Origin of the sequence: Microcoleus sp. B9-D4, from assembly GCF_036705105.1 — a bacterium.
In the GTDB taxonomy this organism is placed as follows: domain Bacteria; phylum Cyanobacteriota; class Cyanobacteriia; order Cyanobacteriales; family Microcoleaceae; genus Microcoleus.
The window spans coordinates 52,836-68,309 of the sequence record NZ_JAUBTS010000007.1 but is presented as its reverse complement, the minus strand read 5'-3'; the positions used below and the strand labels follow the sequence as shown (position 1 = coordinate 68,309).

9 protein-coding genes are annotated in these 15,474 nt (G+C 46.2%); 8 read left to right on the top strand and 1 reads right to left on the bottom strand.

Annotated features, from left to right (window positions below):
- The first annotated feature begins 5 nt into the window (after positions 1–5).
- The 5 genes from QUB24_RS06320 (at position 6) to QUB24_RS06300 (ending at position 5,065) form a co-directional block, all read left to right on the top strand.
- Positions 6–2,132, top strand: a complete 2,127-nt coding sequence (locus tag QUB24_RS06320) for a heavy metal translocating P-type ATPase (protein ID WP_333142797.1) — start codon at positions 6–8, stop codon at positions 2,130–2,132.
- A gap of 27 nt (positions 2,133–2,159) precedes the next feature.
- Positions 2,160–2,624, top strand: a complete 465-nt coding sequence (locus QUB24_RS06315; protein WP_333142798.1) for a hypothetical protein — start codon at positions 2,160–2,162, stop codon at positions 2,622–2,624.
- 9 nt (positions 2,625–2,633) lie between these two features.
- On the top strand, positions 2,634–4,205 hold the full coding sequence (locus QUB24_RS06310) for an oleate hydratase (RefSeq protein ID WP_333142799.1): 1,572 nt from the start codon (positions 2,634–2,636) through the stop codon (positions 4,203–4,205).
- A 250-nt stretch (positions 4,206–4,455) separates the two neighbouring features.
- Positions 4,456–4,767, top strand: coding sequence for a hypothetical protein (locus tag QUB24_RS06305; RefSeq protein WP_333142800.1), 312 nt, complete (start codon positions 4,456–4,458; stop codon positions 4,765–4,767).
- A 52-nt stretch (positions 4,768–4,819) separates the two neighbouring features.
- Positions 4,820–5,065 (top strand): hypothetical protein, encoded by a 246-nt coding sequence (locus tag QUB24_RS06300; RefSeq protein WP_333142801.1) that lies wholly within the window; start codon positions 4,820–4,822, stop codon positions 5,063–5,065.
- A 70-nt stretch (positions 5,066–5,135) separates the two neighbouring features.
- Here QUB24_RS06300 and QUB24_RS06295 read toward each other — a convergent pair whose 3' ends face one another.
- Positions 5,136–6,344 carry an MFS transporter gene (locus tag QUB24_RS06295; protein ID WP_333142802.1) on the bottom strand — a complete coding sequence of 403 codons (1,209 nt, stop codon included), beginning with the start codon at positions 6,342–6,344 and terminating at the stop codon, positions 5,136–5,138.
- 284 nt (positions 6,345–6,628) lie between these two features.
- Here QUB24_RS06295 and QUB24_RS06290 point away from each other — a divergent pair, with 284 nt between their 5' ends.
- Genes QUB24_RS06290 through QUB24_RS06280 form a run of 3 tightly spaced genes read left to right on the top strand, consistent with a single transcriptional unit; the run spans position 6,629 to position 15,460 of the window.
- Complete coding sequence (locus QUB24_RS06290; protein ID WP_333142803.1) at positions 6,629–8,323, top strand: hypothetical protein; 1,695 nt, start codon at positions 6,629–6,631, stop codon at positions 8,321–8,323.
- A gap of 23 nt (positions 8,324–8,346) precedes the next feature.
- Positions 8,347–9,669 carry a hypothetical protein gene (locus QUB24_RS06285; RefSeq protein ID WP_333142804.1) on the top strand — a complete coding sequence of 441 codons (1,323 nt, stop codon included), beginning with the start codon at positions 8,347–8,349 and terminating at the stop codon, positions 9,667–9,669.
- Positions 9,662–15,460, top strand: a complete 5,799-nt coding sequence (locus tag QUB24_RS06280; RefSeq protein WP_333142805.1) for a DEAD/DEAH box helicase — start codon at positions 9,662–9,664, stop codon at positions 15,458–15,460. Before QUB24_RS06285 ends, QUB24_RS06280 begins: the two co-directional genes overlap by 8 nt.
- Positions 15,461–15,474: the final 14 nt, after the last annotated feature.

The following is a 15,474-nucleotide window of genomic DNA, read 5'->3' as shown; positions in this document are numbered from 1 at the left end:
AATTTATGAACCACGATCGCCATCAACATGGACAAACCCAACCCAAGCCGGGACACGCTGGGCACCACGAACACAAACAGCAAGTTGAAAGGAATCTGCCTGACCCACACAGCAATCATAGTGCTCACGGTAAACAGCCTAATCACGCTCAACACGCAGGTCACGACAAACACGCTGGACACAGCCCAGAGATTTTCAAACGACGCTTCTTTATTTGCCTCTTGCTAACGCTGCCCGTCCTCTATTTTGCGCCCATGTTTCAGGATTGGTTTAGTTATCAAGCCATCCAGTTTTCAGGTGCGAATTGGGTGATTCCCATTTTCTCAACGATTATTTATTTCTATGGTGGCTGGGTTTTTCTGAAGGGAGCTTACTACGAACTCCGCAGTAAAATTGGCATGATGACTCTGGTTGCTCTAGCAATCACCGTGGCGTTTGTCTACAGTGTGGCAGTGACTCTTGGATTGGCGGGAGATTCTTTCTATTGGGAACTGGCAACCTTAGTCGATATCATGCTGCTCGGTCACTGGATGGAAATGGCTTCTGTGCTGGGAGCCAGCAATGCTCTACAAGAACTTGCCAAGTTAGTGCCTTCTGTCGCTCACAAGAAGCAGGCGAATGGGCAGATAGAAGATGTCCAAGTAAGCGCATTAGTTGAGGGCGATCTAATTCTGATTCGTCCCGGTGAACAAGTCCCAATTGATGGTGAGGTCATCGAGGGTACTTCCAACGTCAACGAAGCTTTTCTCACTGGGGAGTCGCGCCCGGTGGTCAAAAAAGCCAATGATGAGGCGATCGCCGGAGCGGTCAATGGAGAAGGCGCTTTGACAATCAAAGTCACTCGCACCGGAGATCAAACAACCTTGAGCCAAATTATGCGCTTAGTTGAGGAAGCGCAGGCATCTAAAAGTAAATTTCAAACACTAGCCGATCGACTGGCCTATTGGCTAACTTATACAGCGATCGCGATCGCTACGCTAGCGTTCATCATTTGGCTATCTGTTAAACCAGATGGTTTAACATTTGCAATTAATCGCGCCGTTACTGTATTGGTGATTGCTTGTCCTCATGCGTTAGGTTTAGCGATCCCCTTAGTGCTGGTCAACGCAACTGCAATGTCCGCTAAAAACGGCATTCTGGTACGAAATCGAGAAGCGTTTGAACGAGCAAAAGACATTAAAACAATCGCATTTGATAAGACGGGGACATTGACAACCGGACATTTTGGCGTGCAACGAATTTATACAGATAGTATAGATGAGTTAAAAGCTTTGGGCATTTCTGCTTCTCTCGAATCTTTATCAGAACACCCGCTTGGACAATCGATCGTAGAAGAAGCCAGCCATCGCAAAATCGAGCTTTCAAAAGCCAGTGACTTCAAAGCAGTTCCCGGTCAGGGCGTTGAAGGCGTGGTAAACGGTCAGCGCTATCGGGTTGGCAGACCCGAATGGGTTCAAGAGTTGAAATTGCAGTTTCCGCCAGCATTGCAAAAAGGACTACAAGAACGTGAATCTCGTGGTGAAAGTGCGATCGTGCTGATGGACGACAAGCAAGTTCTCGCCCTATTCGGGTTAGCCGATCAAGTGCGCGAATCTGCACGAGAAGCGGTTGTAAAATTACAGGAAATGGACGTGCAGGTGGTCATGATTACAGGCGATGCCGAAGCCGTTGCCAAGGCGGTTGCTGGGGATTTGAAGATCGATCGCTACTATGCTCGTGTCCTACCACAGGATAAAGCTGCATTGATTCGTAAGCTCAAAGCTGAGAAGCCAACCGCCTTTGTGGGCGATGGAATCAATGATGCACCGGCTTTAACCGAGTCGGATTTAGGACTGGCGATCGGCGCTGGAACCAATGTGGCGATCGAGTCGGCTGATTTAATCTTGGTTAAAAGCGATCCGCTTGATGCAACCTACGCGCTTAAACTTGCGAAAGCGACCTACAACAAAATGACTCAGAACTTGCTTTGGGCAACTGGGTACAACGTCGTTGCAATTCCTTTAGCGGCAGGAATTGGGGCTCCCTTCGGCATTCTATTAACGCCAGCATTGGGAGCAATATTGATGAGCGTTTCGACGGTCGTTGTTTCAGTTAATGCAATGTTGTTACGTCGCGTTCGTTTGAATGATTAATTGCATATATTGGAGGAGTAAGGGTTTGTGTCCAAGAAAATCGTCCAAATTCTAGCGGCACCAGAAACCAACCTGTTTCTCTTTGCCTTTTTGCTCAATTTTGTTTACGAAGTTTGGCAGGCTCCCTATTACGAGTTCTACCGAAGTCCCTCTTTAGCCGACAAAATCAAAGATTTGACTCACTGCTCCTTCGGCGATGGGGTCATCATTCTATTTAGTAGTTGGGCGGTGAGTGTGTTAGTTCGTTCGCGGAATTGGGTGCTTTATCCCACCTCGAAGCTGGCGTTCCTGTTTACCAGTATTGGGTTGGTGATTACTCTGGTAATAGAAACCTATCGAGTTAATGTTTCTAAAGTCTATGGGGTTCCGGTGCTGGCAGTACCCATTCTAGGGATGAGTTTACTGGCCGTAATTCAGTGGATCGTTTTACCACCATTCATCCTTTATCTGGCTCGCCGTCATATGTTGGGTTATCTCGAAAAGCGGAGCTAATTAATCGACATGGACAAGGAATTTAATGCCTATCTGTTGGGTGGTGGTATCGGCTCTTTAGCAGCCGCAGCCTTCATAATTCGCGACGGCGGACTCCCTGGCAGAAATATTTTTATCCTAGAAGTAAAGCCCATCTTGGGCGGGAGTTTGGATGGAGCCGGGAACCCTGTAGACGGTTATTCGATGCGGGGGGGACGGATGTTGACGACTGACAATTATGAATGCACTTGGGATCTTTACAAGTCCATCCCCTCCCTAAGTTCGCCCGGTAAAACAGTGTTTGACGAAACTATGGAGTTTAATGAACGGCATAAGTCAAATTCTATGGCGCGTCTCGTTGACAGCCGCCGAGCAAAAGTCCCTGTGAGTTCAATGGGCTTTTCCATGCAAGATCGTCAAGAGTTGCTGAAGCTTAGCCAAGCTGATGAAGACGAATTGGCTGCTAGTCGTATCACTGATTGGCTTTCTCCAGAATTCTTCAAGACTGAATTCTGGTTTATGTGGGCAACTACATTCGCCTTCCAGCCGTGGCACAGTGCCGTTGAATTCAACCGTTACTTGCATCGCTTCATGCTCGAATTCTCTCGGATTGAAACCCTTGCTGGGGTGAAGCGAACCATTTACAATCAGTACGATTCATTGGTTCGTCCACTTCAGAGTTGGCTCGCAGATCAAGGTGTCAATTTCATCGTCGATTGCAAGGTCACAGATCTCGATCGCAACACCGAAGAAGGCAAGTTTGTGGTGACAGGCATTCATTATCAGCAGAAGGGTGAAAGTAAAGCGATCGCGCTTAAAGACGGCGACCTGGTTTTTCTGCAAAACGGATCGATGACTGATGCCTCAAGTTTGGGTTCTATGACAAGTGCGCCCAAGAAGCTGACCAAACAGGACAGCGACAGTTGGAATTTGTGGGAAAAGCTGGCGGCAGAACGCCCAGATTTCGGTAATCCTTCTGCTTTTAACAACAGCATTGCCGAGTCACTGTGGGAGTCTTTTACAGTCACACTAAAAACCCCTGCATTCTTCAACAAAATGCTTGAATTTAGCAGCAATCAACCGGGAACTGGTGGGCTTGTCACGTTTAAAGACTCCAACTGGCTGATGTCCATCGTGCTCGCCTATCAACCCCACTTTATAAATCAACCTGTTGATATACAGGTCTTCTGGGGATACGCTCTTTTCCCCGATCGCGTGGGTGATTTTGTGCCCAAGCCGATGAGCGAGTGTAACGGTGAAGAAATTCTGCGAGAACTCTGCGGTCATCTACGATTCGATCTGGATACTGTGGAATCGGCAAACTGCATTCCTTGCAGGATGCCGTACATCACAAGTATGTTTATGCCTCGTTTAGGCACGGATCGACCGTTGCCGATTCCTCGCAGCTCGAAGAACCTTGCTTTCATCAGCCAGTTTGTCGAAATTCCTGATGATGTTGTCTTCACGGTTGAGTATTCGGTGCGAGTTGCTCAAATGGCAGTTTATGAATTTTTAGGTATTAACCGCCAAATCCCGCCCGTTTCGCCTCATGATAAGTCACTGCGAGTGCAGTTTGAGGCTTTAATCAAAGCGTTTAAATGAGTTTTGTAACTTCCCAGAAAAGTTGATTCATACCGTCAATCAGCAACGCCGTTTTTTCATTATCTTTACCAAAATTTCTGTTCTATTATCTTAAACTCTTTAGTCGAGTAGAGAGTCAAGTAGAGAAGTCAACATCATTCTTCAGGCATATTTACTCGAATTTCTGAATTTAGGCCTTGACTCTCTAGTCTGGTGGAGAGTTTAGTATGGACTTAGTTCTAAGAAATTAATCACTCAATTGAGGATAAAGATGAGTATGCTCACACTTGCTAAAACAGTAATCGGTGGAACTATAGCTGGCTTAACGTTGTTAGCTTTGACAGCTAATCCCTCGTTTGCAGACACTCACAACCCGACTGCTAGCCCAACTACAGCTTCTAGCTCTACCAATGAAGCACCCGTAGCTCAAGAGCGTCTTACTCCAACAATAGCGCAAACCAATCAGGCTCCGCAGCAGCCTACTGAAGGCGGATGTAGCTGTTGCAAGAATATGATGAACAATATGCCTGGTATGAACAATATGCCTGGGATGAGAGGAAATCAAAGCAACCCCTCCAGATAGACAGTTATTGCGATCGCCATGCGATCGCCTTTTGGGAAATATTTAGGATGCTGTGAAAAGAACTAACAGACAAGGCGTTCTTTGGAATCAGAAAAACGGTGTCGCCCTAACAGTTTTACTGCTCTGTTTACTGCTTTGTTGGTGGTTGCAGCATCCTAATATAAATCTATTCACCCCAGAAGGCTTCAAACAAGCAGTCAAGAATCTAAGAATTTTTGTCGCGGTTCAGGTGTTAGCCACCGTCGCGGCAATTTCTTTGTTCCGCTCTGAGGTTCCAAAGCGGGAGTTTAGTCAGTAACCCTGAACCTGAATTTTTCTCACTAACTCAAGCTTGATGCCAGACGTGAGGTAGTGTTGTGCCTGAATCATCAATGCTGATGTTTCTGCATCCAACCCAGCATTAAGCCAGTTCCCATTAGTAAAACACCAGCAAAGCTATAAGGGGCGCTTACCTGCCATGCAAACAGAACGCCCCCTAACATCGATCCCCCAACTTGTCCGAGGCTATTAGCGGCATTTTGAATTCCTAACACCGTTCCCGTGTGTTGACCGCCCCGTTTTGAAATCAAAGCAGCTACATTTGGGGTAATCAATGCCATACCGAATGCCAATATAGCGACAACTCCCAGCACAATGGGAAGCGATCGCGCCATTAGTAGCAGGAAAATGCCGCTTCCCATGAGTGCAAATCCCAGAGCAACTTGGGCGATCTCATTCATATATCGAGACAAAAAGCTCACTGCAATGATTTGAAAGACTGCCATCACTGAGCCACACATCATAAATACAAAGCCTGTTTGGACGGGCCCGTATCCCAATATTTCTTGAGCATATAATGCAAAAACGGCTTCAAACATCGTGAGTCCAAACTGGGCGATCGTGGCTAAACCCAACAGCAGTAATAGTGGTTTACCCAGCCTTTTCCAATCTAGTGCTGGCTGACGAGGGACTACAGTTGCGGATCTCGATGGTAACGATTCTGGCAACCAGCGGAGAGCGACTAGCAGCGTTAAGAACATCAAACCCGCAGCTAGAAAAAAGGGAGGAGCATAATTTTCAATTTTGAGATCGAAAAAACCGAGGGTAAAATGTAAGTCTTCACGAGTTGTCAAACCACCAAAAGCTGGTCCAGCAATTGCTCCAAGACTCACTGCTGTACCGAGCCAAGCCATTCCTTGGGTGCGATCGCGCTCAGTCGTTACATCCGAAACATAAGCGGCAGCAGCAGGCAGCATCGCAGCGGCTAGAACCCCACCGACTGCTCGAGCAACATAAAGCATTGCGAGGGAAGAGGCAAACCCAAATAGTAGTTGAGCGATCGCGGAACCGGCAATTCCGATCAAAATTAAGGGTCGCCTGCCGACTCGATCTGACAATTGCCCCCAAAACGGTGCTGTAATTAACTGAGCGAAGGCGTAAATGCTGGTTAATAAGGTAATGTGAATGGCGATCGTCTCACGCGGAACAACTGCTATATGTAAATGTTGGGCGTAGAAAGGAAGTACAGGCAGGCTTACTCCGAAGCCAATCATGACTACAAATAAGCAAACAAGAAGTAAGAAGAGCTTTTTAATCATAAAATCAGGTGAGGGGTTTTATTTGTATTGGGTTGGTGATTACTCTGGTAATCGAAACCTATCGAGTTAATGGTTTCTAGGCGTTGCTCATTCATGGTATGAATCAACTTTTCGCTTGATGTTACAAAACTCACCCTACTTAGCTTATACCCATTCCGAAATCTTGAATTTATACCTGTATTCAGCAACGCCAGGCTGAATCTCATTAACTACCAATAGTCACACAAACCTGGGATAATTTAAACAAACGGCTCAGATGGTAAGCCAAAGAAGCGAAAACAGCAATGGCAAGCTACAGAGAATGGAACCAAGCATTAGTGTCTTACTTTACCAGTGGCGTACCGCGCGGTACTAAACTTTACGTAAGCGTTGACGACGATGTACTCGAGCGTATTGGTCTAGAATTTGGAAAGGATACGGGCGTCAACAACGGTCGCGATGACTTTTTGATTGCCGTAAGGAAAAGAGTCATCATTGACCAACAAGTTAATTTGAGCAACTTGCGAGGGTGTGATTCTGACGGTTTACCCAAAAGTATTGCCTTTCTCAGTGCCACAGTCCTAGCCGCCTATCAGATGGCTGAGGAAGAAAAAATATCAGAACTAAACTACTTCCGGCGATTGCAGAAAATTTTAGGTCTGTCCGACGCTCGTCGTCCACCGGGCATGGAATCTGGTTCCGCTGCTGAAGAACCGCTATGGAAAGAATGGAATCTTTGGCTAAGGCAACAGGGATTTTTACCTTCAGCAGTTCGGGGTCGCGGTGGTCCAACTACCTATATAAATTATCCAATTTCGCAATCTCTTCTACGCCACGCTGATAAAAACCGACTTCTAGATATATTTAACGAAAAGCAATGGACAGCCCAATGGGATGCCCAAACTTTATTTACTCATGTCCGCCGCGAGACGCCGAGGCTTTGCCAACACTTAAAAGAGTTACTGACGGACAACAGGCAGCGCTATGAAGCCGTTGCCGAAGCAATTCACGAAGTTTACGAACAATGGCAAAATGAGGGGAAACCAGTAACACTAAAACAAGGAGTACGCACCTGGAGCCGCTACCTTTTTGCAGGTTTATATCGCACTGAAGATCCATTCTTGGGCCAGATTGATTACTATCTCTACCCGAAACAGCTAAAAGGGCGACCAGTAGAATCGGTACAAGTTCAGTACAGAGATAACGTTCACCAGCTTCGGGACGAACGCGCTGGATGGTATTTCCCTCTAAAAAATCCAATAAATATGAATGAATTGGATCGCGGTGCAAGATACCAAATTAGTTGTTCTACAGACCTGGATTCCCTAATTTTGCCCGAGCGTAACTTTTGGATATTAATTCCAGATCCCGATAACCCAGATTCAGGAGCCTATGCTTCTTGGGGAACGCCATCCCTCGGTACGCCATTTATCCTACTCTACAAAAAAGAACTGCTCTCAGATATTCAACGGTTGCAAGATGAGCAGCTATTGAAATGGCAGGGTGGAGCACAACCAGTATTTAAAAATTCTACCTGGTTTGAAATTCACACCTGCATGGTTGTTTCCCAAGCTTGGGATGCAGTCTTTATCAAAAGTCAAGAACTTAAAGATGCTTTGCAACCCAGTGTCCGTTTATCTATTAGCTTTTCAGGTGGTTTGCGCGTACCTCAATTGGGTGCATGGCTAGAGGGACATAGCCCTCTAGTAACTATCTTTGGTTTCCATCCCACAGTTGAGTTACAAGTAACTCGATTATCGGATGATTCCCAAATTTGGGAAAAGTTACAGCAAAGTACAAATATTCCCATTGTAGTTAACTTTCCTAGTGTAGGTGACTATCTCGTAAAAGCTACTTGTGGAGGTGAATCTAGCGAGCGCTTTGTCAGAATTGTTGATTGGAGTGGTCTGTCAATAGTAGAACCATCAAGTTGTGAAGTGATGCCGATCGGTTCAAGTCATAATATTTGTGGCAGCGTCCTTCAGTCATTGGCTCAATAAAGTTAAATAAATTCAAAAGTAAAATGACCAAAATTCAACGTTGGTACAGAGGATTTTCATACAAAGGGAACCCAAAACAACTTATCCAGGAAGTTTCCAAACACATACAACACCAAAATATCAGTCAATATGTGCCACTTCTGCGACTGGAAAAAGGAGCTACTTCTAGAAAAAGCTTTTATTTTTTTCTAGCAATTGAAAGTAGTACCCTAGGAGAAATACCTCAAGAAATTGTAAACTCTAATTTGCTCAAATTTCCCTGTTTTAAAACTTCGGCAGTTCCCGGCAATAAGAGCTTCACCTATGAACAAATAAAATCTATGGTTGGGGCAGCCCATGAAGTTTACGATTACACGAACCCTATTCCTTATCAGCCTGTAGAGAAAGTTACCTATGATAACCCATTTGAGGCGAGCGCCTCATCGCCTATCAATCAATCGTCACCAGATATTGAGGCACTTTCCCAGCGTTACGAACACCTTCTCTACTGGCTATCTACCCTTGGTAGCGGAACGTGGGAATCCTTCAAAAAAGCCTGCGATACTCTGAGACTTGAGGAACCAAAACGCATTTTACGGAGGCTTAGGTTGCTTGGGCATATTGAGTCTTCTTCAGACGGTACACGATGGTCTATGGCTCCTACAGCCCTCGTTAAGATTAAATCAGACTCTCCAGAATTTCTTCTTTGCGGTCAACGCAGCATCAAGTTGCTGAAGGAGTTGGAAAAATATACAGATATAATTTCCAGTCATCAATCAAGAAGAGACGCACCGCCTTGCATTCGTCTCAATTTGAGTGACTTTAATATAATTACAAGCCAGTTTTCTATCCTTTACGCTGGGGAAGTATCGAGCCGACTTGCTGAAATTATACCAAATCTTGACATTTGGAAGCAGAATCTCAGAAGCTTGCAGGGAATTGTGCCGAGTATATACGAGTGGAAGCGCTTTGATGGTAATGATTTTATTAGCTGTATCTCTCCCAATCAAACAGGTATGTACCAGATGTGGAGGATAGAGGAGAGCGATCGTCCTGGCTATACACTCTTTTATGACCAAGAAAGCGCTAGTTGGCGACAGGGCGACTGGTATGGTCTACGATTTTTAGCATTGCAGCACAGTGGCTTTGAATGTATTGCACGTTACGATCGCGCTAGCTGGCGTTTAGCAATACCTGTCTCCCAGCGTTGGCCTGAAATTTACGAACGTGCGCTAGTGCTAGCATCTGGACAACTCCCAACTTATCAAAAATCCTGGTTGCTCTACGAGAACGTGCCGATGGAAGTAATTTCTCTGCTAACTGATAAACTTAATGTAAAGTGCGAAGAGGTACCTGCCAGTGCATGACTTAGTTGGCGCATATCAAAGACTTGATCGCATTTATCAGCTATATATCAAAAGTGCCTTTCCCCTGCGTTACCGCGCTTTGGCTGATGAACGCGATCGCCTCCTCCAGCAACCAGGTATCTTGAGTCAGCCTCCCTTAGTTGAGCCTGTCCCGATTTATCCATCATCGGGGATGAATTTGTCAGCCGCAGCCAATCAACTGCCCTCCGAATACCACAATTTGGCACAACTTGGGCAAATGATTTTCGATCCGGGAGTCCAGCTTTACCAACACCAATGGGAAAGCCTGCGGGAAGTGTTGGTTAACCAGCGAGATTTAGTCGTGACTACTGGTACGGGTTCCGGTAAAACCGAATGTTTCCTCTTACCGCTTTTGGCACAGTTAGCAAGGGAATCCCAAACTTGGGGGGCTAATCGCCAACCGCCATCAAATCATCGTTGGTGGGATAACAATGTAAATTCTAATGGCGACCGTATCTCTCAATGGGCGCATACACCCCGACCAAAAGCCCTCCGTGCCTTGATTCTCTATCCTCTTAACGCGCTAGTTGAAGACCAGTTGCGACGGCTGAGAAAAGCGCTAGAAGCGCCATCAGTACACCAGTGGTTAAATCAAAACAGAGGGGGAAATAGAATTACCTTTGGACGCTACACCGGACAAACACCAGTTTCAGGCATACAGAAAGACGATAGTATCAGACGACTGAAAAATGAATTAAGGGAACTAGAACAGCAGCGCCGACAGAGAGATACGGATATCCAAAACAATCCGTCTTGGCTTCAGGATATGCCCGATTTGCCTTACTACAAACCGCTACTTGATGGCGGTGAAATGTGGTCTCGGTGGGATATGCAAGATAGTCCGCCGGATATTCTAATTACTAATTACTCGATGCTCAACATTATGATGATGCGGAGTATTGAGAACAATATTTTTGATGCTACTTGTGACTGGCTTGCTGACAATCCCGACAACCAATTTTTCCTAATTATTGATGAACTTCATGCTTATCGCGGTACGCCGGGGACAGAGGTTGCTTATATTCTGCGATTGTTGTATTCGCGTTTGGGATTGACACCAGACTCGCCACAACTACGGATTTTGACGACTACAGCTAGCCTTGAGCCAAATCAACAGGGCAGAGACTTTTTGCGTGAGTTTTTTGGCCGCGATAATTTTGACTTCATCACAGGACAACAAACCCCACCAACACCAGGGGCAAGATTCAATCTTTCGGCCTATCAAAATGCTTTTGCCCAGTTTGCTCAGTCAGTACAAGCTGACCCATTGCAGGAAATGCAACCGCCAAATTCAGCATCTAATCAAGTGCGGAATGCTATGTCTAATTTGGCTATGCAGCTTGGACAACCGGCAGGATCTGGACTAAGTGCGGAACAACATCTTGGAGAAGCACTGGCTACTTTAGGCGCAGCAGATGTACTGAGAGATGCTTGTCGCGAAGTCGATCGTCTGCTTAATCCAAGTAATCCTAACCCTACAGTGAGGGCTACGAAAGTTATAGATGCAGAACACTTAAATGATCCAACAGATTTAGACCGTCAAATTTTCTCTGGTGCTGCGAGTAATGGGTTGGTATCTGATGCGATGCGGGGGCTACTTCTAGGACTGGGAATGTCTCAACGAGTGAGTACGGGGCGATCGCCTCAACCTGTACGCGGTCATCTATTCTTCCGCAACCTGCAAAACTTATGGGCTTGCTGTAATCCTAACTGTACCCATTCACCAGTCGATCGAAATATAAGGCAGAACACTCCGAATCCTCCGACTGTTGGTGCAATTCATGCCACTCATCGCCTTAGCTGCTCCTGTGGTTCTCGTGTTTTGGACTTAATTATTTGTGAAGTGTGTGGAGAGGTTTTTCTTGGAGGCTACAACAAAACTACTCAACGAATAGGAAACACAAATGTAGAAATTCTTACACCCGATCAACCCGATTTAGAGGGAATCCCTGACCGTATTACTCTCAATCAACGCTACGGAAATTATAGAGTTTTTTGGCCTTTGCCTGGAGAGACACCTGTTTGGGATACGCAGCCACAAGACCCAGAATGGACGCTTGATAAAATAAAACGCCGATGGGTTCGTGCCAAGTTAAATCGGACTACAGGCGCACTTACGCAGAATAGCACTCAACCACAAGTAGATGAAGAAATACCAGGGTGGCTCTATCAAGTGACAGGCAATCATCCAGAAGAACGAGCATTGCCAAGTAAATGTCCTCGCTGTGATGCTGACTACGGAAGACGAGACAAATTTCCTACTCCCCTGCGTTTCCACCGCACCGGATTTCAGAAAGCTTGCCAAGTGCTTGCCAGTGGACTTCTGAGAGAAATGCCAGCACCAATAAGCCCCACCAGTCGATCGTCTCGCAAGCTGGTCATATTTTCCGACAGCCGTCAAGATGCCGCCAAGCTAGCTGCAGGGATGGAGCGCGATCATTATCGCGACATGGCGCGGATGTTGCTGATTCAGTCTTTTCAAGATTATTGGAATGACTTTGTAGGCTTCCTCCGCATTACTTCTGCAAATAACCAGACAGCACTTACTAGGTTGCAGGCATTGAACCCAGATCTTTACACTGCTGTTGTTGCGAATCCGCAGCCTGATGATATGGTTCGGCGCAACCGATTTCGCAATACTAATCAGGCTTTGGTAAATGAAGCAAGAGACTGGATTGATGATTTGCCCTCAAGTAATCAGCAGGCTCGTGACGAATGGCTAGGATTACTAGAGCGCTACCCAGGGGGAATTCCTCTTCTGAATTTGCGGGATAAGATTCGAGATGGCCTTCTCAATTATGGCATTTGTCCGGGCAGACCCAGCTTTCGGACTATGACCTATACAGTCGGACAGGGAAGGGGAGTAGAAAGGTTTCCTTGGTTTGATTGCTACAACTGGAATGCTAATCCAATCGCACGAGTTATTCCCGGCACCCAGGAACAGAGAGCTCATGCTGACCTGTTGGAAGCTCTCTTAACTGAAGAGTTGATGTATGCTCTTTTCCCCCACATTGCTCGGACTATTGAAGGACTGGCACAGGGTTGGGTTAGCTATCAATATCAAGGAAACCGAACTCCGTTGATTGAAGCAACTGAAGCAGTGATTCGACAATTAGGAATTCGGAAATTACATCGCTATTTTCCCCATGTCCGTCTCGACAATAATTCAGATTTGCCTAAGTTTGCTCAACGGTACATTAGTAGAACGGGCCTTGAACTAAGCGACGTGCAGCATCAGTTACAACAAGTCATTCCAATCCAACCTTCAAATCAATCTCAAAGTCAACGATTTATACTCGATCCCGATCGCCTCTATCTCGTTTTACCACCCCCGGCAAATTCTGATGGTTCGCGTCCGGGATTCCGTTGTCCGCAATGCAATGCTTTCTTTATTCAACCTGCTGCTGGAGTTTGCCCCGAATGTAACAGCGATCGCCGTTTTGACAATCCGAATACTTCCACAATTCATCTGACACCAGGACAGACAACAAGCGACTTTGATTACTATACCTATCTTTCAGAGCAATCAGGTCAGCCGTTCCGCATGAATGCAGAGGAATTAACGGGTCAAACTGACAAAAAAGAGCGAACTAGGCGCCAGGAGTTATTTCAAGACATCCCTATCAATCAAGAAATTCTGCGGGTTCAGGGTATCGACTTATTGAGCGTCACAACGACAATGGAAGCGGGGGTAGATATTGGTGCATTGCTAGCAGTAATGATGGCAAATATGCCGCCCCGCCGATTTAATTATCAGCAACGAGTTGGTCGTGCTGGCAGACGTTCTGCGGGAGTTTCATTAGCTGTTACCTTCTGTCGAGGCCGAAGTCACGATGACTTTTACTTCCAGCGTCCTGAAAGCATCACAGGCGATCCGCCGCCACCGCCCTACGTTGAGATGAAGAGTCAAGAAATTTTCCAGCGCGTCCTCATCAAAGAAGTGTTAAGGCAAGCTTTCACAGACACAGGAATCACTGCGTCTTTAGGTGGGACTGACAACGTACACGGTGAGTTTGGTGATGTTGCTAATTGGGCTAATTATGAAGTAGCGATCGCCAATTGGTTAAACAATCCAGCCAATGAACCGAAGATTTTGTCAGTTTTGGATATTTTGCGGGTGCAAACAACATTATCGAATGCTAGTAATTCTCAAATGTTGAATTATCTCCGCCAAAACCTGATAAATGCCATTCAAAATGTTGTAAATGACCCTACATACACTCAGAATGCGCTGAGCGAACGTTTGGCAAATGCGGGGTTATTACCGATGTTTGGTTTTCCAACGCGGGTGCGTTTGCTTTACACGCGCTGGCCCTCACCGGGCGCTCAATGGCCACCAGAGACGGGAATAGTCGATCGCAACCTTGATGTGGCTATCAGCCAATTTGCACCAGGATCTGAGACTGTCAAAGATAAGGCGGTTCACACTGCTTGTGGTGTGGTTGAATTGTATCCTCAAGGCAACACAATTGCGACCGCACCAGGCTTAGTCCCAGCACTCACTCAGGGCAACGAATCTCTCGGACTTTGTAGTAACTGTCAAGCGGTAATCTACCCGTACATAACCTTAAATGAACCACTCCCTGGCGGTCAGCGATCGCCAACAACTCAATGTCCAGTTTGTGGTGTAAATGATGCGATGCGTTACATTGATGCCAGGGAACCCAAGGCATTTTTTACAGACTTGCAACCAGAGGACTTTGATGGGCAATTTGAGTGGCAACCGCGATCGACACGACCTTCTTTGAGTATCCCTCCGAATGATGGCACGCCTGCAAATAATGGCACGCCTGCATCTGTCCTTAATGCTTCTGTATCTGCATTCAATGACAATATCATTTCGGTTAATGATAATGGTGGCACTGGAGGGTTTGACTTCTACGAAAGAGTTAGGATTGATAATCGACATAAATCAGGAGCTTATGCTGTATCTAAGCAAAACAGTTCGGTTAGTACATCTGGAGCGGTTTATCGGGTAGCTCTACTATCTCGACGTAAAACAGATATCCTATTAGTAAATATTCAGGAATGGCCTAATGGCATATTTGCCAATCCAACTACAGTTGAAGGTCGTGCTGCTTGGTATTCTTTCGCGTTTTGGCTGCGGGTAGCGGCTGCTTCTCTTCTCGATGTGGATGCACTGGAGTTGCAGGCGGGTTTTCGTTCATTAGAGCAGAATGGAGCGATTATAGGTCAAGCTTTTCTTTGCGATCAATTGGAAAATGGAGCTGGATATTGCCAATTTCTCGCCCAACCGAATGAGTTTCAACGACTGATGGATCGGGCAGATCCAACAATTTCAAACAGCATTGCCTGGAAATGGACGACTCCTCACGAGCACGGAAGTGATTGTGATACTTCCTGCAATTTGTGTTTGCGGGACTATCAAAATCTGGCTTATCACGGGTTATTGGATTGGCGACTGGCTTTAGATATGGCACGATTGGTGTCTAATCCTGCGTCGGCGATCGATCTCAACTCTTCTTGGGGCAATATTCAGAATCCTTGGCTCAACTTAGTGCAAGTTCCAATTCCAGCCGCACTTCAACGCTTGGGTTATGGTGCACCAGTGCAGTTTGAGACTCTCACTGGCTACGTGCACCAGAATGCTCGACGGCGGACAATCAAAATGATTCGACATCCTTTATGGAATGATGACCATCCAGAGTGGATTGCAGCGGTGGCGAGCGCGCGATCGCAGTATCCTGGTTATCAGGTCGAGCCTGCCAACCCATTTATGGTTCTCCGGCGACCGGGAGATTGTGCGTAGATTTTTGTCTAGCA